We start from the raw sequence: 20,236 nt of genomic DNA on the forward strand, positions 1-20,236 counted from the left end.
CAAGGAAATGGCTATGCGACGTATTGCAGTGATGGGTGCGGCAGGGCGGATGGGCAAGACCCTCGTCGAGGCCGTGCAGCAACAGGCTCCCCAGGCGGGCCTGACGGCGGCGATAGACCGCCCGGACAGCTCGCTGGTTGGGGCTGATGCCGGTGAGTTGGCGGCCCTGGGCCGTATTGGTGTGCCGATTTCCGACGACCTGTCCAAGGTGGTCGACGAGTTCGACGTGCTGATCGATTTCACTCACCCTTCGGTGACCCTGAAGAACCTGGCGTTCTGCCGCAAGGCGGGCAAGGCCATGGTCATTGGCACTACTGGCTTCACGCCGGAAGAGAAACAGCTGCTGGCCGAGGCCGGCAAGGAAATCCCGATCGTTTTTGCCGCCAACTTCAGCGTCGGCGTCAACCTGTGCCTTAAGCTGCTGGATACCGCAGCGCGCGTGCTGGGTGACGATGTGGATATCGAAATCCTCGAAGCGCACCACCGGCACAAGGTCGATGCGCCATCGGGCACCGCGCTGCGCATGGGTGAAGTGGTTGCCCAGGCGCTGGGTCGCAACCTGCAGGAAGTGGCCGTGTATGGCCGTGAAGGGCAGACCGGTGCACGTGAGCGTCAGACCATCGGCTTCGCCACCGTGCGTGCCGGTGATGTGGTGGGTGACCATACCGTGCTGTTCGCCGCTGAAGGCGAGCGCGTCGAGATTACCCACAAGGCTTCCAGCCGCATGACCTTTGCCAAGGGCGCCGTGCGTGCGGCGCTGTGGCTGGACGGGCGCGAGCCTGGCCTGTACGACATGCAGGATGTGCTCGAGCTGCGTTAAGCAGTTTGAACTGTGTTGGCTTCTTCGCGGGTAAACCCGCTCCTACAGGGATAGCGCCATGCCTGAGGGCAACGCTGTACCTGTAGGAGCGGGTTTACCCGCGAAGAAGCCGGCACAGATGTCAGCCTGTCGCATTGATGTGTTTTAGAGACACATCCGCGGTAGACCGAAAACGCACTTTTCTGTAAGCTACAGCTTTAGTGTGTCCACTAAAAGCGCGCAGCGAATTGAATTCAGCACATGAAAGCGGGGTGACGTGTCCATACGTCACTCCGCTTTTTTGCAACCTGCGATCGCCCTTTCATGCTTGATTTACGGGAGGTCTTCTTGACAAAGCCAGCCATACTCGCCCTTGCCGACGGCAGTATTTTCCGCGGTGAAGCTATCGGTGCCGACGGTCAGACCGTTGGTGAGGTGGTATTCAACACCGCTATGACCGGCTACCAGGAAATCCTTACAGACCCTTCCTATGCGCAGCAAATCGTTACCCTGACCTACCCGCACATCGGCAATACCGGTACTACCCCGGAAGACGCCGAGTCGAACCGCGTCTGGTCCGCTGGCCTGGTCATTCGTGACCTGCCGCTGCTGGCCAGCAACTGGCGTAACACCCAGTCGCTGCCTGAGTACCTCAAGGCCAACAACGTCGTCGCCATCGCCGGCATCGACACCCGTCGCCTGACCCGAATCCTGCGTGAAAAGGGCGCTCAGAACGGTTGCATCCTCGCCGGTGACAACATCAGCGAAGAGGCCGCCATCGCCGCTGCCCGCGCCTTCCCGGGCCTGAAGGGCATGGACCTGGCCAAGGTCGTTTCCACCAAGGAACGCTACGAGTGGCGCTCCAGCGTGTGGGAACTGAAGACCGACAGCCATCCGACCATCGAAGCCGCTGATCTGCCTTACCACGTGGTCGCCTTCGACTACGGCGTCAAGCTGAACATCCTGCGCATGCTGGTTGCCCGTGGCTGCCGCGTGACCGTGGTGCCGGCCCAGACTCCGGCCAGCGAAGTGCTGGCACTCAACCCGGACGGCGTGTTCCTGTCCAACGGCCCTGGTGACCCCGAGCCTTGCGACTACGCCATCCAGGCGATCAAGGAAATCCTCGAGACCGAGATCCCGGTATTCGGCATCTGCCTGGGCCACCAGCTGCTGGCCCTGGCTTCGGGCGCCAAGACCGTGAAAATGGGCCATGGCCACCACGGTGCCAACCACCCGGTCCAGGATCTGGACACCGGTGTGGTCATGATCACCAGCCAGAACCACGGCTTTGCCGTGGACGAGGCCACCCTGCCGGGTAACGTCCGCGCCATCCACAAGTCGCTGTTCGACGGCACCCTGCAGGGTATCGAGCGCACCGACAAGAGCGCGTTCAGCTTCCAGGGCCACCCTGAAGCGAGCCCAGGCCCGACCGACGTCGCGCCACTGTTCGATCGTTTCATCGATGCCATGGCCAAGCGCCGCTGAGCATCCTGCTTCAAGGCCCCGGGCCGGCTTGCGCCGCGCCCGGAAGCGCCTGACCCAGATTGTTCAAAGCGGCTTGCCGACTGACCCCGGATTTGAGTGACAACCATGCCAAAACGTACAGACATCAAAAGCATCCTGATTCTCGGCGCTGGCCCGATCGTGATCGGCCAGGCCTGCGAATTCGACTACTCCGGCGCCCAGGCCTGTAAAGCCCTGCGCGAGGAAGGTTTCCGCGTCATCCTGGTGAACTCCAACCCGGCCACCATCATGACCGACCCGGCCATGGCCGACGCCACCTACATCGAGCCGATCAAGTGGCAGTCGGTGGCCAAGATCATCGAGAAAGAGCGCCCGGACGCACTGCTGCCGACCATGGGTGGCCAGACTGCACTGAACTGCGCCCTGGACCTGGAGCGCCACGGCGTTCTGGAAAAGTTCGGCGTGGAAATGATCGGTGCCAATGCCGACACCATCGACAAGGCCGAAGACCGCTCGCGCTTCGACAAGGCCATGAAGGACATCGGCCTGGAGTGCCCGCGCTCCGGTATCGCCCACAGCATGGAAGAAGCCAACGCCGTCCTCGAGCGCCTGGGCTTCCCGTGCATCATCCGTCCGTCGTTCACCATGGGCGGCACCGGTGGTGGTATCGCCTACAACCGGGAAGAATTCGAAGAAATCTGCGCCCGTGGCCTGGACCTGTCGCCGACCAAGGAACTGCTGATCGACGAATCGCTGATCGGCTGGAAGGAATACGAGATGGAGGTTGTCCGCGACAAGAAGGACAACTGCATCATCGTCTGCTCGATCGAGAACTTCGATCCGATGGGCGTGCACACCGGTGACTCGATCACTGTCGCCCCGGCACAGACCCTGACCGACAAGGAATACCAGATCATGCGCAACGCCTCGCTGGCGGTGCTGCGTGAAATCGGTGTTGAAACCGGCGGTTCCAACGTTCAGTTCGGTATCTGCCCGAACACAGGCCGCATGGTCGTGATCGAGATGAACCCGCGCGTTTCGCGTTCCTCGGCGCTGGCCTCCAAGGCCACCGGCTTCCCGATCGCCAAGATCGCTGCCAAGCTGGCTGTCGGTTACACCCTCGACGAACTGCAGAACGACATCACCGGCGGCCGCACCCCGGCCTCCTTCGAGCCGTCGATCGACTACGTCGTCACCAAGCTGCCGCGCTTCGCCTTCGAGAAATTCCCGAAAGCCGACGCCCGCCTGACCACCCAGATGAAGTCCGTGGGTGAAGTCATGGCCATCGGCCGTACCTTCCAGGAGTCTCTGCAGAAAGCTCTGCGCGGCCTGGAAGTCGGCGCCTGCGGCCTCGACCCGAAAGTCGACCTGGCCAACCCTGAAGCCAGCAGCATCCTCAAGCGCGAGCTGACCGTACCGGGCGCCGAGCGTATCTGGTACGTGGCTGACGCCATGCGTGCCGGCATGACCTGCGAGCAGATCTTCGACCTGACCGGCATCGACATGTGGTTCCTGGTGCAGATGGAAGACCTGATCAAGGAAGAAGAGAAGGTCAAGACCCTGGCCCTGTCGTCGATCGACAAGGACTACATGCTGCGCCTCAAGCGCAAGGGCTTCTCTGACCAGCGTCTGGCCAAGCTGTTGGGTATCACCGACAAGAACCTGCGCCGTCACCGCCACAAGCTGGAAGTGTTCCCGGTGTACAAGCGCGTCGACACCTGCGCTGCCGAATTCGCTACCGACACCGCCTACCTGTACTCCACCTATGAGGAAGAGTGCGAGGCCAACCCGTCGACCCGCGACAAGATCATGATCCTGGGTGGCGGCCCTAACCGTATCGGCCAGGGTATCGAGTTCGACTACTGCTGCGTACACGCCGCACTGGCGCTGCGTGAAGACGGTTACGAGACCATCATGGTCAACTGCAACCCGGAAACCGTCTCCACCGACTACGACACTTCCGACCGCCTGTACTTCGAGCCGCTGACACTGGAAGACGTGCTGGAAGTGTGCCGTGTCGAGAAGCCGAAAGGCGTGATCGTCCACTACGGTGGCCAGACCCCGCTGAAACTGGCCCGCGCCCTGGAAGAAGCTGGCGTACCGATCATCGGTACCAGCCCGGATGCCATCGACCGCGCTGAAGACCGCGAGCGCTTCCAGCAGATGGTTCAGCGCCTGAACCTGCTGCAGCCGCCAAACGCCACCGTGCGCAGCGAAGAAGAAGCCATCAGCGCTGCTGGCGGCATCGGCTATCCGCTGGTAGTGCGCCCGTCCTACGTACTGGGCGGCCGTGCCATGGAAATCGTCTACGAGCTGGACGAGCTCAAGCGCTACCTGCGCGAAGCCGTGCAGGTGTCCAACGACAGCCCGGTACTGCTCGACCACTTCCTCAACTGCGCCATCGAGATGGACGTGGATGCGGTGTGCGACGGCACCGATGTGGTAATCGGCGCCATCATGCAGCACATCGAGCAGGCCGGCGTTCACTCCGGCGACTCGGCATGCTCCCTGCCACCGTATTCGCTGAGCAAGGAAGTGCAGGACGAAGTCCGCGTACAGGTCAAGAAAATGGCCCTGGAGCTGGGCGTGGTCGGCCTGATGAACGTGCAGCTGGCCCTGCAGGGCGACAAGATCTACGTGATCGAAGTCAACCCGCGCGCTTCGCGTACCGTGCCGTTCGTCTCCAAGTGCATCGGCACCTCCCTGGCGATGATCGCGGCCCGCGTCATGGCCGGCAAAACCCTGAAAGAGCTGGGCTTCACCCAGGAAATCATCCCGAATTTCTACAGCGTCAAGGAAGCCGTCTTCCCGTTCGCCAAGTTCCCGGGGGTTGACCCGATCCTCGGCCCTGAGATGAAATCGACCGGTGAAGTCATGGGTGTCGGTGACAGCTTCGGTGAAGCCTTCGCCAAGGCCCAGATGGGTGCCAGCGAAGTACTGCCGACCGGCGGTACCGCATTCATCAGCGTGCGTGACGACGACAAGCCGCAAGTGGCTGGCGTTGCCCGCGACCTGATCGCCCTGGGCTTCGAAGTGGTTGCAACTGCCGGCACTGCCAAGGTTATCGAAGCGGCTGGCCTGAAAGTGCGCCGTGTGAACAAGGTGACCGAAGGTCGCCCGCACGTGGTCGACATGATCAAGAACGACGAAGTGTCGCTGATCATCAACACCACCGAAGGCCGCCAGTCGATCGCCGATTCCTACTCGATTCGTCGCAATGCGCTGCAGCACAAAATTTACTGCACCACCACCATTGCGGCCGGTGAAGCCATCTGCGAGGCGCTGAAATTTGGTCCGGAAAAGACCGTTCGCCGCCTGCAGGATCTGCATGCAGGACTGAAAGCATGAGCATTACCAAGTACCCGATGACCGTCCAGGGCGCTCGCGCCCTGGAAGAGGAGCTGCTCTTCCTGAGCAAGACCGAGCGCCCGCGCCTGAGCCAGGCCATTGGTGAAGCGCGCGAACTGGGTGACCTGAAGGAAAATGCCGAATACCACGCTGCTCGTGAAGAGCAGGGCATGGTCGAGGCGCGTATCCGCGATATCGAAGGTCGTCTGCAGAACTCGGTGGTGATCGATGTGACTACCATTGCCCACACCGGCAAGGTCATCTTCGGCACCACCGTGGACCTGGAAAACACCGAAACCGGTGACCAGGTGACCTACCAGATCGTTGGCGAGGATGAGGCCGACGTGAAGAAGGGCAAACTGTCGAACAGTGCGCCGATCGCCCGCGCCATCATTGGCAAGGAAGAAGGGGATACCGTTGTCGTCAAGACGCCGAACGGTACGGTCGAGTACGAGATTGTCGAAGTCAAGCACATCTGACCGGCGCCTGCGGGCGCCATCCCTCGAGGGGATCCTCTGGCAACTGGCCCAGGTTTTCTGGGTCGGCGGCTTGTGGGTGTTTCACGTGGGGTTGGTGCCCGCGCTCAAGGTCAGTGGCCTGGCGCCGCTGCTGGTGCAGGATGTCGCCGGGCAGATCGACCGCTGGTTGATCGGCGTGGCGCTGCTTGGCTTGTTGACCCAGCTGGCGGTGCTGGCAAGGGTGGACGGCCTGTCGGCCTGGTGGCGGCAGTTCCGCGGCCAGATGCTGCTGCTCGGCTTCGGTGCCTGCGTGGGGTATTACACCTTGCGCTACGGTATTTCCGTTGGCGAGCGTTGGCAGCTGCTCTGTTTCCTGGTGCTGGGCTTTTCCGGCATCGTGCTGGTGGCCCAGCCGGTTCCGGTCAAGGTGCGCCGCTAGACCGTTTGAGATCGCTGGGACCGCTTTGCGGCCCTTTCGCGACACAAGGCCGCTCCCACAGGGATTGCGTTGTGCCGCAGGTCGGTGCAATCCCTGTGGGAGCGGCCTTGTGTCGCGATGGGCTGCGCAGCACCCCCCGTGCCGTTACTTGTAACGGTGGATATTGGACAGCTGCTTGTTCGGCTGTGGGTTCTTGCGGTAGATCAGCGCTTTCTTGCCGATGGTCTGCACCAGTTCGGCACGGCCGGCCTTGCACAGTTCGGCAATGGTCTCGGCGCGCTCTTCGCGGTCTTCCGAGCGAATTTCGACCTTGATCAGCTCATGGTCGACCAAGGCGCGCTCCAGTTCGGCGATGACGCCTTCATTCAAACCGTTGCCAGCGACGATCAGGACCGGCTTCAGGTCATGACCAATGGACTTGTATTGCTTCTTCTGCTCGTTATTGAGCGGCATAATCTGACCCTTTCCGTCTGATTCTGTAAAATTGACCGGCATTTTACCCGAGGGCCACCGGCTCCGCCCAGTCAATCACGACGCATATCATCGAGGTGCCCCGTGGTACAACGTTCCAAAAGCAGCGCAAACTGGCTGCGAGAGCATTTCAACGATCCTTTTGTGAAACAGGCACAAAAGGACGGCTACCGCTCGCGTGCGAGCTACAAACTGCTGGAGATCCAGGAAAAGGACCGGCTGATCCGCCCAGGTATGAGCGTGATCGATCTCGGCGCTGCTCCTGGTGGCTGGTCGCAGGTGACCAGTCGTCTGATTGGTGGCCAGGGCCGCCTGATCGCGTCCGACATCCTGGAGATGGACTCGATCCCCGATGTGACCTTCATCCAGGGCGATTTCACCCAGGATGAAGTGCTGCAGCGCATTCTCGAGGCCGTCGGCGATTCGCACGTAGACCTTGTGATTTCAGACATGGCCCCCAATATGAGTGGTACGCCTGCGGTGGACATGCCGCGTGCCATGTTCCTCTGCGAGCTGGCCCTCGATCTGGCAACCCGCGTGCTAAAGCCCGGCGGCGATTTCCTGATCAAGATTTTCCAGGGCGAAGGTTTTGACGTGTACCTCAAGGACGTGCGCAGCAAGTTCGACAAGGTACAGATGCGCAAGCCGTCGTCGTCGCGTGACCGTTCCCGCGAGCAGTACCTGCTGGCCAGGGGTTTCAAAGGGGCATGAAAGGCGTGAAGCGTGGTGGCCGATAGTTATTTCCAATCGGCCGCCGCGTCAGGATCGTCCGAACTTCGTGTAGTCTAGCTTTCACAAAGGGTTACAGACGGTGCCTGCGGCTGCGTAGGTAATGTAGTAAGTTAGGGCGATGAATATCATGCGAGGAACGGCTGCGTCGTGCGCCGACCTCAGAGGGTAGCGAATTGAACGACATGGCAAAGAATCTGATCCTGTGGTTGATCATCGCAGCTGTCCTGGTGACAGTGATGAACAACTTCTCCAGCCCTAACGAGCCGCAGACCCTCAACTATTCCGACTTCATCCAGCAGGTCAAGGATGGCAAGGTCGAGCGTGTGACCGTCGACGGCTACATCATCACCGGCAAGCGCGCTGATGGCGATAATTTCAAGACCGTGCGTCCGGCCATTACCGACAACGGCCTGATTGGCGACCTGGTCGACAATCACGTCATCATCGAAGGCAAGCAGCCTGAGCAGCAGAGCATCTGGACACAACTGCTGGTAGCGAGCTTCCCGATCCTGGTGATCATCGCCGTGTTCATGTTCTTCATGCGCCAGATGCAGGGCGGAGCGGGGGGCAAGGGCGGGCCGATGAGCTTCGGCAAGAGCAAGGCGCGCCTGCTGTCCGAAGACCAGGTCAAGACCACCCTGGCCGACGTTGCAGGTTGCGACGAAGCCAAGGAAGAAGTCGGCGAGCTGGTCGAGTTCCTGCGCGACCCGGGCAAGTTCCAGCGCCTGGGCGGCCGTATTCCGCGTGGCGTGCTGATGGTCGGCCCGCCCGGTACCGGTAAGACCTTGCTAGCCAAGGCCATCGCCGGTGAGGCGAAGGTGCCTTTCTTCACCATTTCCGGTTCGGACTTCGTGGAAATGTTCGTCGGTGTCGGCGCCAGCCGTGTGCGCGACATGTTCGAACAGGCCAAGAAGCACGCCCCGTGCATCATCTTCATCGACGAGATCGACGCCGTTGGTCGCCACCGTGGCGCTGGCATGGGTGGCGGTCACGACGAACGTGAGCAAACCCTCAACCAGTTGCTGGTGGAGATGGACGGCTTCGAGATGAACGATGGCATCATCGTCATCGCCGCTACCAACCGTCCGGACGTGCTCGACCCGGCGCTGCTGCGCCCCGGCCGCTTCGACCGTCAGGTGGTGGTGGGCCTGCCGGATATTCGTGGTCGCGAACAGATCCTCAAGGTGCACATGCGCAAGGTGCCGGTCGGCGAGAACGTCAACCCGGCGGTCATTGCCCGTGGTACCCCTGGCTTCTCCGGTGCTGACCTGGCCAACCTGGTCAACGAGGCCTCGCTGTTTGCCGCGCGCGCCAACAAGCGCCTGGTCGAAATGAAAGAGTTCGAACTGGCCAAGGACAAGATCATGATGGGCGCCGAGCGCAAGACCATGGTCATGTCCGAGAAAGAAAAGCAGAACACTGCCTACCATGAGGCTGGCCACGCCATTGTCGGTCGCCTGGTGCCTGAGCACGATCCGGTCTACAAGGTTTCGATCATTCCGCGTGGCCGTGCCCTGGGCGTGACCATGTTCCTGCCGGAAGAAGACCGCTACAGCCTGTCCAAGCGCGCACTGATCAGCCAGATCTGCTCGCTGTACGGGGGCCGTATTGCCGAGGAAATGACCTTGGGCTTCGACGGCGTCACTACCGGTGCGTCCAACGACATCATGCGTGCCAGCCAGATCGCCCGCAACATGGTGACCAAGTGGGGCCTTTCCGAAAAACTCGGGCCGCTGATGTACGCCGAGGAAGAAGGCGAGGTGTTCCTGGGTCGCAGTGCTGCGAGCCAGCACGCCAGCGTTTCCGGCGAAACCGCCAAGCTGATCGACTCGGAAGTGCGCAGCATCATCGACCAGTGCTACGCCACGGCCAAGCAGCTGCTCACCGACAACCGTGACAAGCTCGATGCCATGGCCGAAGCGCTGATGAAGTACGAGACCATCGACGCCGAGCAGATTGACGATATCATGGCTGGCCGTACCCCCCGCGAACCGCGCGACTGGGATGATGACTCGGCTTCGGGCAAACCAGCTGCCCAAGGTGATCGCCCGGAATCGCCGATCGGCGGTCCAGCGGCTCAACACTAAGGGCATCTATGAGCTCAGTGCAGTACCCGACCCGGTTGCCTTGCGGCAACCGGGTTCTTGATTTGTCGCGTACCCATGTCATGGGTATTCTCAATATCACCCCTGATTCCTTCTCCGATGGCGGGCGCTTCAACCAGCGCGACGAGGCGTTGCGTCATGCCGAAGCGATGGTTGCCGCAGGCGCCACGCTGATCGACATCGGCGGCGAGTCCACGCGGCCGGGCGCGCGCGCGGTATCGGTAACCGAGGAGCTGGAGCGGGTAGCCCCCATGGTCGAGGCGATCAACAGCCGACTCGACGTGGTCATCTCGGTCGATACCTCCACCCCAGCCGTCATGCGTGAATCGGCGCGCCTCGGTGCAGGGTTGATCAACGACGTGCGTGCCCTGGAGCGCGATGGCGCCCTGGACGCAGCCGCGGATACCGGCCTGCCGGTATGCCTCATGCACATGCGTGGCGAGCCGGGTAACATGCAGGACGACCCGCATTACGAAGATGTGACCGCCGACGTTACGCGCTACCTTGAACAGCGAATGGTCGCCTGCGCCGCGGCGGGCATCGACGCAAACAGAATCATCCTTGATCCGGGCTTCGGTTTCGCCAAGACACTGGCGCACAATCTGAGCCTGTTCAAGCACATGGAAGCGCTCTATCGCCTTGGGCGCCCGCTGCTGGTGGGTGTTTCGCGCAAGAGCATGATCGGCCTGACGCTGGAACGTCCGGTCGGCGAGCGGTTGTATGGCAGCCTTGCGCTGGCGGCGTTGGCCATGATCAAGGGGGCGAGCATCCTTCGTGTCCATGACGTGGCCGAAACCGTTGATGTGGTGCGCATGATCGCTGCGGTGCAAAACGCCGAATAAGAACATTGGAGTCCCTATGAGCAGAAAATACTTTGGTACCGACGGCATTCGTGGCCGCGTCGGCGAATACCCGATCACGCCTGACTTCATGCTGAAGCTTGGCTGGGCGGCCGGCATGGCCTTCCGCAAGCAAGGCCACTGCCGAGTGCTGGTTGGCAAAGACACGCGTATCTCCGGCTACATGTTCGAGTCCGCACTCGAAGCCGGCCTGTCCGCGGCAGGTGCCGATGTGATGCTGCTCGGGCCGATGCCTACGCCGGCCATCGCCTACCTGACGCGTACCTTCCACGCCGAAGCCGGCATCGTCATCAGCGCCTCGCACAACCCGCACGATGACAATGGCATCAAGTTCTTCTCGGGCCAAGGGACCAAGCTGCCGGACGAAGTCGAGTTGATGATCGAGGAATTGCTCGATCAGCCGATGACCGTTGTCGAGTCGGGCAAGCTGGGCAAGGTTTCGCGCATCAACGATGCAGCCGGCCGCTACATCGAGTTCTGCAAGAGCAGCGTGCCGACCAGCACCAGCTTCGACGGCCTCAAGCTGGTTGTCGATTGCGCCCACGGTGCCACCTACAAGGTCGCGCCAAGCGTTTTCCGCGAGCTGGGTGCCGAAGTAACCGTGCTGCATGCCCAGCCAGACGGCCTGAACATCAACGAAGGCTGTGGCTCGACTCACATTGAATCGCTTCAGGCTGCCGTGCTGGTAGGCCATGCCGACCTGGGCATTGCCTTTGACGGTGATGGCGACCGCGTGCTGATGGTCGACCACACCGGCGCCATCGTTGATGGTGACGAACTGCTGTTCATCATTGCTCGCGACCTGCAGGAGCGTGGAAAGCTGCAGGGCGGGGTGGTGGGCACGCTGATGAGCAACCTGGGCCTGGAGCTTGCGCTGAAGGAACTGGATGTTCCGTTCGTGCGGGCGAAGGTCGGTGACCGTTACGTCATGGCAGAGCTGCTGGAGCGTGAGTGGCTGGTCGGTGGCGAAAACTCCGGGCACGTCGTGTGCTGCAACCACACTACCACCGGTGATGCGATCATCGCAGCGCTGCAGGTATTGATGGCACTCAAGCGTCGTGGCGAAACTCTGGCGCAGGCTCGTCAGGCCCTGCGCAAGTGCCCGCAGGTGCTTATCAACGTGCGCTATGGCGCCAGCAAGGTCGACCCGCTGGAGCACCCGGCGGTCAAGGAAGCCAGTGCCAAGGTGACCGAGGCCTTGGCAGGCCGCGGCCGCGTGCTGCTGCGAAAATCCGGTACCGAGCCGTTGGTGCGGGTGATGGTCGAGGGCGAGGACGAAAGCCAGGTGCGTGCGCACGCAGAAGCGTTGGCCAAACTGGTCGGCGAAGTTTGTGTCTGAAGGCGCTTGCCAGCGCAGATAGGGTTGGGTACTATCTGCGCCCACTTTGACCGACGAGGTAAAGCATGCGTCGCCCTATGGTAGCTGGTAACTGGAAGATGCACGGTACCCGCGCTAGCGTCGCTGAGCTGACCGAAGGCTTGAGAAATCTGGCCTTGCCGAGCGGAGTGGAAGTCGTTGTATTTCCACCGGCCTTGTTCATCAATCAAGTGATCGATGGCCTGGCAGGTAAGGAAATTACTGTCGGCGCACAGAATTCTGCAGTACAACCCGAACAGGGTGCGCTGACCGGAGAAGTTGCTCCGGAACAGCTGGTTGAAGCAGGCTGCAAGTTGGTGTTGATTGGTCATTCGGAGCGTCGCCAGGTCATTGGTGAAACCGACGAAGTGCTCAATCGCAAGTTTGCAGCGGCCCAGGCCAAAGGTTTGAAACCAGTGCTTTGCATCGGGGAAACCCTTGAAGAGCGCGAGGCTGGCAAAACGCTCGAAGTTGTCGGGCGTCAACTAAGCAGTATCATCGAGGCATTCGGTGTTAAGGCTTTTGCCAATGCAGTAATTGCCTATGAGCCTGTATGGGCCATCGGTACCGGCCTTACGGCCACGCCACAGCAGGCCCAGGATGTGCACGCAGCCATCCGTAGCCAGTTGGCGGCAAAAGATGCTGAAGTGGCTGCGAAGGTGCAGTTGCTCTACGGCGGCAGCGTGAAGGCGGCCAATGCGGCCGAACTGTTCGGCATGCCGGATATCGATGGGGGGCTCATTGGTGGAGCTTCCCTGAACGCAGACGAATTCGGTGCAATTTGTCGCGCCGCAGGAAACTGAACAAATGCTGGAAACAGTCATCGTTGTTTTTCATCTGTTGGCAGCGCTGTCGCTTGTAGTGCTGGTTCTGTTGCAACAGGGTAAAGGTGCGGAAGCAGGTGCATCTTTCGGCGCGGGTGCTTCAAATACCGTGTTCGGGAGCCAGGGTTCTGCAACGTTTCTGAGTAAATTAACTGCTATACTCGCTGCCACTTTCTTTTTGACAGCACTTGGGTTAGGATACTTCGCGAAGCAACAAGCTCACCAGCTTAGCCAAGCAGGTCTTCCAGATCCAGCAGTGCTAGAAGTGAAAGAGCCGCAGAAACCGGCAGTTAATGATGATGTACCGGTGCTCCAGCAGCAGAAGAGTGAAACCACTCCTAACACGGGTGATGTACCTCCTCCGGCACAAGAGCAGAAGTAACGGGTTTCAAGTAGTAGTATTGCCGAGGTGGTGGAATTGGTAGACACGCAACCTTGAGGTGGTTGTGCCCATAGGGTGTAGGGGTTCGAGTCCCCTTCTCGGTACCAATTAAAGCTTGAGAGCCCGCTTTAGCGGGCTTTCTTGCAGGTGAAGGTTCGGATTTGACCCTCAAGAGGGTTCGGTCTTATACTTTTGCCCCAGCTTTGTCGCGGGGTGGAGCAGCTTGGTAGCTCGTCGGGCTCATAACCCGAAGGTCGTTGGTTCAAATCCAGCCCCCGCAACCAGCTTCAGCGGAGCCCCTTTTCAGGGGCTTTTTGCTAACCGAACAGTTTTCGGCGTCGTTGTCCAACGGCGCTTTCAGGGATGGGCGCTTCGCCCATTTTTTATTTGCACAGCATGCACGAGGGGGTTCAGGTGTCGAGCAAGCTAGAACAGTTGCAGGCCTTGTTGGCCCCGGTTGTCGAGGGTCTGGGCTATCAATGCTGGGGGATCGAATACGTTTCCCAGGGTAAGCATTCGGTACTGCGCATCTACATCGACAAGGAAGGCGGCATCTTGGTGGACGACTGCGAAGCGGTCAGCCGTCAGGCCAGCGCAATTCTCGATGTGGAAGATCCGATCAGCAGTGAATACACCCTCGAGGTGTCTTCTCCAGGCATGGATCGCCCACTGTTCACTCTGGAACAGTTTGCCTCGCATGCCGGCGAACAAGTGAAGATCAAGCTGCGCTCACCCTTCGAGGGTCGTCGTAACTTCCAGGGCCTTCTCCGCGGTGTGGAGGAGCAGGATGTGGTGGTCCAGGTGGACAATCAAGAATTCCTGTTGCCGATCGACTCGATCGACAAGGCCAATATTATTCCCAGTTTTGACTGAGACGTGCCGGGCCCGGCGGACTATCCGGGCCCAATGGCTTGCGCAAGGCGAGGCGTACGATGAGCAAAGAAGTACTGCTGGTTGTTGAATCGGTATCCAACGAAAAAGGTGTACCGCCCGGCGTCATTTTCGAAGCGCTGGAAGTGGCACTGGCCACTGCAACCAAAAAACGTTTTGAAGACGAAGTCGACCTGCGTGTGGAAATCAACCGCCACACCGGTAGCTACGAGACCTTCCGTCGCTGGACCGTGGTCGACGAAGCCGATCTTGATGATCCGGCGATCGAGACCTGGTTGAGCAAGATTCACGAAACCCACCCTGAAGCCAAGGTTGGTGACGTGATCGAAGAGAAGATCGAGTCCATCGAATTCGGTCGTATTGCCGCCCAGACCGCCAAGCAGGTCATCGTGCAGAAGGTCCGTGAGGCCGAGCGTGCCCAGGTGGTCGATGCCTACCGCGAGCGCGTTGGCGAGATCATCTCCGGTACCGTCAAAAAGGTTACCCGCGACAACGTCATCGTTGACCTGGGCAACAACGCCGAGGCCCTGCTGGCCCGCGAAGACATCATTCCGCGCGAGACCTTCCGTGTTGGCGTGCGCCTGCGTGCGCTGCTCAAGGAAATTCGCACCGAGAACCGTGGCCCACAGCTGATCCTGTCGCGCACCGCGCCACAGATGCTGATCGAGCTTTTCCGCATCGAAGTGCCGGAAATTGCCGAGGGCCTCATCGAAGTCATGGCTGCATCCCGTGATCCGGGTTCGCGAGCCAAGATCGCCGTCCGCTCCAAGGACAAGCGCATCGACCCGCAAGGCGCCTGTATCGGCATGCGTGGTTCGCGCGTCCAGGCCGTATCCGGGGAGTTGGGTGGTGAGCGTGTGGATATCGTCCTGTGGGACGATAACCCGGCGCAGTTCGTCATCAACGCCATGTCGCCGGCTGAAGTCGCGGCGATCATCGTTGATGAAGATGCCCATGCCATGGACATCGCCGTTGCCGAGGACAACCTGGCCCAGGCCATTGGTCGTGGCGGTCAGAACGTTCGCCTGGCCAGTCAGCTGACCGGCTGGACCCTGAACGTGATGACCGAAAAGGACATCCAGGCCAAGCAGCAGGCCGAAACCGGTGACATCCTGCGCAATTTCATCGATGAACTGGAAGTCGACGAGGAGCTGGCCCAAGTGCTGGTCGACGAAGGCTTCACCAGCCTCGAAGAAATTGCCTACGTACCGTTGGAAGAAATGCTCAACATCGATGGCTTTGACGAAGATATCGTCAACGAGCTCCGCGCTCGAGCCAAGGACCGTTTGTTGACCAAGGCCATCGCTACCGAAGAAAAACTGGCAGACGCCCATCCGGCTGACGACCTGCTCTCCCTCGAGGGTATGGACAAGGACCTGGCGGCGGAACTGGCGGTGCGCGGCGTGGTTAACCGCGAAGACCTGGCCGAGCAGTCGATCGACGATCTGCTCGACATCGACGGCATCGACGAAGAGCGTGCCGGCAAGTTGATCATGGCCGCCCGAGCCCACTGGTTCGAGTAATTAGGCGCGGCCTGAGGAGAGAAGTGCATGACGCAAGTCACGGTGAAAGAACTGGCCCAAGAGGTCGAGGCACCGGTAGAGCGCCTGCTGCAGCAGATGCGTGAGGCAGGTCTGCCGCACACCGACGCCGGTCAGGTAGTGACCGACAATGAGAAGCAGACCTTGCTGACTCATTTGAAGAGCAGCCACAAGAGCAAGGCGGAAGAGCCGCGCAAGATTACCTTGCAGCGCAAAACCACCAGCACCCTGCGTGTCGCCGGTAGCAAGAGCATCAGCGTAGAAGTACGCAAGAAGAAAGTATTCGTGCAGCGCAGCCCGGAAGAAATCCAGGCTGAGCAGAAGCGTGAGCTGGAAGAGCGCCGCGCGGCTGAAAACGCCGCTCGCGAGAAGGTCGAGGCCGAAGTTCGCCAGCGCAACGAAGAGCAGGCTCGCCGTCAGGCCGCCGAAACCGCTGCTGCAGCCCCTGCGCCTGCCGCCAAGCCAGAGGCGGCACCTGCCGCTGCCCCGGCCCCGGTAGTTGCCGACGCCCCGGCGTCCGAAGACGCCGCAGCCCGTGCTGCCGAGCGCAAGAAGGACGAAGCCCGTCGCAACGAAGGCCGCACCCGTGACGAAGACCGTCGTGGTGGCGAGCGTCGTGGCGAGGCCCCGCGCGTGTCGATCAAGGTCAAGGTCAAGGAGAAGGAAAAGGCTCCGACTCCTCGTGCCGCACCGCGCACCACCGATGAAGAGAGCGATGGCGTACGCCGTGGCCGGGGTGGCAAGAGCAAGCTGAAGAAGCGCAACCAGCACGGCTTCCAGAACCCGACCGGTCCGGTCATCCGTGACGTGACCATCGGCGAGACCATCACCGTCTCGGAACTGGCCCAACAGATGTCGGTCAAGGCCGCTGAAGTGGTCAAGTTCATGTTCAAGCTGGGTACCCCGGTCACCATCAACCAGGTGCTCGACCAGGAAACCGCTCAGCTGGTCGCCGAAGAACTGGGCCACAAAGTGACCCTGGTCAGCGATACCGCCCTGGAAGACTCCCTGGCCGAATCGCTGAAGTTCGAAGGTGAAGTCGAATCGCGTGCGCCGGTCGTTACCGTCATGGGTCACGTTGACCACGGTAAGACCTCGCTGCTCGACTACATCCGTCGTGCCAAGGTTGCCGCTGGCGAAGCCGGTGGTATTACCCAGCACATCGGTGCCTACCACGTGGAAACCGACCGCGGCATGGTCACCTTCCTCGATACCCCAGGCCACGCTGCGTTCACCGCGATGCGTGCCCGTGGTGCCAAGGCTACCGACATCGTCATCCTGGTGGTGGCGGCGGACGACGGCGTGATGCCGCAAACCCGCGAAGCCGTTCAGCATGCCAAGGCAGCTGGCGTTCCGCTGGTGGTTGCAGTGAACAAGATCGACAAGCCGGGTGCCGATATCGATCGCATCCGCAACGAGCTTGCTGTCGAAGGCGTGACCTCCGAGGACTGGGGTGGTGATACTCCGTTCGTCAAGGTTTCGGCCAAGATGGGTACCGGCGTCGACGAACTGCTCGAGGCTGTACTGCTGCAGGCCGAGATCCTGGAACTGACCGCTACCCCGACCGCTCCAGGTCGTGGTGTGGTTGTCGAATCTCGCCTGGACAAGGGCCGTGGCCCGGTCGCGACCATCCTGGTTCAGGACGGTACCCTGCGTCAGGGCGACATGGTCCTGTGCGGTTCCAACTATGGCCGCGTGCGCGCCATGCTCGACGAGAACGGCAAGCCTGTGAAAGAAGCCGGCCCTTCGATCCCGGTCGAGATCCTCGGCCTGGACGGTACCCCGGAAGCCGGTGACGAGCTGTCCGTGGTTGCCGACGAGAAGAAGGCTCGTGAAGTTGCCCTGTTCCGTCAAGGCAAGTACCGCGAGGTCAAGCTGGCCCGTGCTCACGCCGGCAAGCTGGAAAACATCTTCGAGACCATGGGTCAGGAAGAGAAGAAGACCCTCAACATCGTCCTCAAGACCGACGTGCGTGGTTCCCTGGAAGCACTGCAGGGTTCGCTGTCGGGCTTGGGCAACGACGAAGTTCAGGTGCGCGTGATCGGTGGCGGCGTCGGTGGTATCACCGAAAGCGACGCCAACCTGGCGCTGGCTTCGAATGCAGTACTGTTCGGCTTCAACGTGCGTGCCGATGCCGGCGCGCGCAAGATCGTCGAGCAGGAAGGTCTGGATATGCGTTACTACAACGTGATCTACGACATCATCGAAGACGTCAAGAAGGCCCTGACCGGCATGCTCGGCAGCGATGTTCGCGAGAACATCCTGGGTGTCGCCGAAGTACGTGACGTGTTCCGTTCGCCGAAGTTCGGCGCCATCGCTGGCTGTATGGTCATCGAGGGTACCGTGTACCGCAACCGTCCGATCCGCGTACTGCGCGAAGACGTTGTGATCTTCGAAGGCGAGCTGGAGTCGCTGCGTCGCTTCAAGGACGACGCCTCCGAAGTACGTAACGGCATGGAGTGCGGTATTGGCGTGAAGAGCTACAACGACGTCAAGGTCGGCGACAAGATCGAAGTCTTCGAGAAAGTCCAGGTTGCTCGTACCCTTTAAGGGTGAGCAGGGCGCCAGCCCCCGCCGCAGGGCGGTGGGCAGCGCCTCAGTAGGTAGCGCCCGGTCAGGCTTCAGCCTGACCGGGCGTTTGCCGCTTTAAGTTACAGGTAGCAAGAATGGCAAAAGAATATAGCCGTACCCAACGCATCGGCGACCAGATGCAGCGCGAGCTGTCGGAGCTGATCCGCCGTGAAGTCAAAGACCCGCGCGTCGGCCTGGTGACCATCACTGCCGTCGATGTCAGCCGTGATCTGGGCCACGCCAAGGTGTTCATCACCGTGATGGGCCAGGACGGCGCCGACGCCGTACCGCAGACCCTCAAGGCCCTGACCAGCGCCGCGAGCTTCCTGCGCCTGCACCTGGGCCGTGTGATGCAACTGCGCAGCGTGCCGCAACTGCACTTCCACTTCGACGAAAGCGTCAGCCGTGGTGCCCACCTGTCGGCACTGATCGAGCGCGCGGTCGCCGAAGACCGTCTGCACAAGGATGCCGACAAGCTGGACGCCGAGGAGTAAGCGGTGGCCCAGGTCAAACGTATCCGCCGCAACGTCAGCGGCATCATCCTGCTCGACAAGCCGCTGGGCTTCACCTCCAACGCCGCCCTGCAAAAGGTGCGCTGGCTGCTCAATGCGGAAAAGGCCGGTCACACCGGCAGCCTCGATCCGCTGGCAACCGGCGTGCTGCCGCTGTGCTTTGGCGAAGCGACCAAGTTTTCGCAGTACCTGCTCGATTCCGACAAGGGCTACGAAACGGTCATGCAGATGGGGCAGACTACCAACACCGGCGATGCCGAAGGTGAAGTGCTGCAGACCCGTGAGGTGACCGTTGGTCGCGCCGACATCGAGGCCCTGCTGCCGCGTTTTCGTGGCCAGATCAGCCAGATACCGCCGATGTACTCGGCGCTCAAGCGTGATGGCCAGCCGCTTTACAAGCTGGCACGTGCAGGAGAGGTAGTGGAGCGCGAGGCGCGTTCTGTTACTATTGGCCGCTTGGAGTTGCTCGAGTGCGAAGGCACCCGTGCACGGCTGAGCGTAGGATGCAGCAAAGGCACCTATATCCGCACCCTGGTGGAGGATATCGGTGAGGCCCTTGGCTGTGGCGCCTATGTCGCCGAGCTGCGCAGGACCCAGGCCGGGCCTTTCGCGCTGGCACAGACGGTCACCCTCGAGGAACTCGAACAGGCCCATGCCGAAGGCGGCAACGAAGCGCTCGACCGCTTCCTGATGCCTTCGGACAGCGGCCTGCAGGACTGGCCACTGGTGTGCCTGTCCGAGCACAGTGCGTTCTACTGGCTGCATGGGCAGGCGGTACGCGCGCCGGACGCGCCGCAATTTGGCATGGTCCGGGTACAGGATCACAATGCGCGCTTCATCGGTATCGGTGAAGTGAGCGAAGACGGGCGCATTGCGCCGCGTCGGCTGATTCGGTCGGAATGACCGAAACCGCGGGGTCGGGCAGTTGCCAGGCCCCACGGCACCAAGGGTGGCTGTCAGTAGGCACGGTCACACCTTTTTTATTAATACAGGGATTTGTCCCTGGCCTATTGGACCCCGCATGCGGGATCCGTTATCAGGAGAAGCCAAATGGCCCTCAGCGTTGAAGAAAAAGCTCAGATCGTTGCCGAATACCAGCAAGCCGCCGGCGATACCGGTAGCCCGGAAGTGCAGGTTGCTCTGCTGACCGCCAACATCAACAAGCTGCAAGGCCACTTCAAGGCCAACGACAAAGACCACCACTCCCGTCGTGGTCTGATCCGTATGGTCAACCAGCGTCGTAAGCTGCTGGACTACCTGAAGGGCAAAGACACCACTCGTTACAGCGCCCTGATCGGTCGCCTGGGTCTGCGTCGCTAATAGCGGCCTGGCCAGTGGTGTGCATGGCGTGTCGCAGGCTTCGGCAGGGCTGTTTTGCAGTGCTGCCGTTGGACACGCCACGCGTATCTCCGAGGTTGGCAGCCTGGCAATGCTGAGCGGATTTTCCGCTTGGTGCCAGGCTCCCAGCCTCGTGTTGTATCT

At 61.0% G+C, this 20,236-nt stretch carries 18 protein-coding genes and 2 tRNA genes; 19 read left to right on the forward strand and 1 reads right to left on the reverse strand.

Annotated elements, in window-relative coordinates; genetic code table 11:
• Positions 1 to 13: 13 nt before the first annotated feature.
• From dapB to RR51_RS11705, 5 genes are all read left to right on the forward strand, one after another.
• Positions 14 to 820: a 4-hydroxy-tetrahydrodipicolinate reductase gene (gene dapB, locus RR51_RS11685; RefSeq protein WP_015271866.1), complete on the forward strand. Its 807-nt coding sequence runs from the start codon at positions 14 to 16 to the stop codon at positions 818 to 820.
• Between the two features lie 327 nt (positions 821 to 1,147).
• The gene (gene carA, locus RR51_RS11690) at positions 1,148 to 2,284 is read left to right on the forward strand and encodes a glutamine-hydrolyzing carbamoyl-phosphate synthase small subunit (protein WP_013974294.1); all 1,137 of its coding nucleotides are present in this window, start codon (positions 1,148 to 1,150) and stop codon (positions 2,282 to 2,284) included.
• 105 nt (positions 2,285 to 2,389) lie between these two features.
• Entirely contained in the window at positions 2,390 to 5,611 is a 3,222-nt protein-coding gene (carB, locus tag RR51_RS11695) for a carbamoyl-phosphate synthase large subunit (RefSeq protein WP_015271865.1), read from the forward strand.
• Positions 5,608 to 6,090 (forward strand): transcription elongation factor GreA, encoded by a 483-nt coding sequence (gene greA, locus RR51_RS11700; RefSeq protein WP_003258067.1) that lies wholly within the window; start codon positions 5,608 to 5,610, stop codon positions 6,088 to 6,090. The genes carB and greA overlap by 4 nt, the downstream gene beginning before the upstream one ends.
• Complete coding sequence (locus tag RR51_RS11705) at positions 6,068 to 6,508, forward strand: hypothetical protein (protein WP_052261053.1); 441 nt, start codon at positions 6,068 to 6,070, stop codon at positions 6,506 to 6,508. The genes greA and RR51_RS11705 overlap by 23 nt, the downstream gene beginning before the upstream one ends.
• A gap of 144 nt (positions 6,509 to 6,652) precedes the next feature.
• Here RR51_RS11705 and yhbY read toward each other — a convergent pair whose 3' ends face one another.
• A complete protein-coding gene (yhbY, locus tag RR51_RS11710) occupies positions 6,653 to 6,961 on the reverse strand; it encodes a ribosome assembly RNA-binding protein YhbY (protein ID WP_003249945.1) in 309 nt (102 codons plus the stop codon).
• A gap of 102 nt (positions 6,962 to 7,063) precedes the next feature.
• On the opposite strand from yhbY, the gene rlmE reads away from it, so the two are divergent.
• The 14 genes from rlmE to rpsO all read left to right on the forward strand — a co-directional run bounded on the left by rlmE (position 7,064) and on the right by rpsO (position 20,074).
• A complete protein-coding gene (rlmE, locus tag RR51_RS11715; protein ID WP_024087766.1) occupies positions 7,064 to 7,690 on the forward strand; it encodes a 23S rRNA (uridine(2552)-2'-O)-methyltransferase RlmE in 627 nt (208 codons plus the stop codon).
• A gap of 203 nt (positions 7,691 to 7,893) precedes the next feature.
• Positions 7,894 to 9,798 carry an ATP-dependent zinc metalloprotease FtsH gene (ftsH, locus tag RR51_RS11720; protein ID WP_015271861.1) on the forward strand — a complete coding sequence of 635 codons (1,905 nt, stop codon included), beginning with the start codon at positions 7,894 to 7,896 and terminating at the stop codon, positions 9,796 to 9,798.
• Between the two features lie 8 nt (positions 9,799 to 9,806).
• Positions 9,807 to 10,658, forward strand: coding sequence for a dihydropteroate synthase (gene folP / locus RR51_RS11725; protein ID WP_039613588.1), 852 nt, complete (start codon positions 9,807 to 9,809; stop codon positions 10,656 to 10,658).
• 16 nt (positions 10,659 to 10,674) lie between these two features.
• The gene (gene glmM, locus RR51_RS11730; RefSeq protein ID WP_013974287.1) at positions 10,675 to 12,015 is read left to right on the forward strand and encodes a phosphoglucosamine mutase; all 1,341 of its coding nucleotides are present in this window, start codon (positions 10,675 to 10,677) and stop codon (positions 12,013 to 12,015) included.
• Positions 12,016 to 12,080: 65 nt separating this feature from the next.
• On the forward strand, positions 12,081 to 12,836 hold the full coding sequence (tpiA, locus tag RR51_RS11735) for a triose-phosphate isomerase (protein WP_015271858.1): 756 nt from the start codon (positions 12,081 to 12,083) through the stop codon (positions 12,834 to 12,836).
• Between the two features lie 4 nt (positions 12,837 to 12,840).
• Positions 12,841 to 13,239, forward strand: a complete 399-nt coding sequence (gene secG, locus RR51_RS11740; protein WP_015271857.1) for a preprotein translocase subunit SecG — start codon at positions 12,841 to 12,843, stop codon at positions 13,237 to 13,239.
• 21 nt (positions 13,240 to 13,260) lie between these two features.
• Positions 13,261 to 13,346 (forward strand) — tRNA-Leu (locus tag RR51_RS11745).
• Positions 13,347 to 13,446: 100 nt separating this feature from the next.
• Positions 13,447 to 13,523 (forward strand) — tRNA-Met (locus tag RR51_RS11750).
• A gap of 130 nt (positions 13,524 to 13,653) precedes the next feature.
• Complete coding sequence (gene rimP, locus RR51_RS11755) at positions 13,654 to 14,112, forward strand: ribosome maturation factor RimP (RefSeq protein ID WP_003249960.1); 459 nt, start codon at positions 13,654 to 13,656, stop codon at positions 14,110 to 14,112.
• A 59-nt stretch (positions 14,113 to 14,171) separates the two neighbouring features.
• Positions 14,172 to 15,653 (forward strand): transcription termination factor NusA, encoded by a 1,482-nt coding sequence (gene nusA / locus RR51_RS11760; RefSeq protein WP_003258062.1) that lies wholly within the window; start codon positions 14,172 to 14,174, stop codon positions 15,651 to 15,653.
• A gap of 27 nt (positions 15,654 to 15,680) precedes the next feature.
• On the forward strand, positions 15,681 to 18,221 hold the full coding sequence (gene infB, locus RR51_RS11765) for a translation initiation factor IF-2 (protein ID WP_024087764.1): 2,541 nt from the start codon (positions 15,681 to 15,683) through the stop codon (positions 18,219 to 18,221).
• Between the two features lie 116 nt (positions 18,222 to 18,337).
• Entirely contained in the window at positions 18,338 to 18,736 is a 399-nt protein-coding gene (gene rbfA, locus RR51_RS11770; protein ID WP_003258061.1) for a 30S ribosome-binding factor RbfA, read from the forward strand.
• 3 nt (positions 18,737 to 18,739) lie between these two features.
• Positions 18,740 to 19,657 carry a tRNA pseudouridine(55) synthase TruB gene (truB, locus tag RR51_RS11775; protein WP_013974284.1) on the forward strand — a complete coding sequence of 306 codons (918 nt, stop codon included), beginning with the start codon at positions 18,740 to 18,742 and terminating at the stop codon, positions 19,655 to 19,657.
• A gap of 147 nt (positions 19,658 to 19,804) precedes the next feature.
• Positions 19,805 to 20,074: a 30S ribosomal protein S15 gene (gene rpsO, locus RR51_RS11780; protein ID WP_003249971.1), complete on the forward strand. Its 270-nt coding sequence runs from the start codon at positions 19,805 to 19,807 to the stop codon at positions 20,072 to 20,074.
• Positions 20,075 to 20,236: the final 162 nt, after the last annotated feature.

The organism is Pseudomonas sp. C5pp (assembly GCF_000814065.1).
GTDB classification, from domain to species: Bacteria; Pseudomonadota; Gammaproteobacteria; order Pseudomonadales; family Pseudomonadaceae; genus Aquipseudomonas; species Aquipseudomonas asiatica.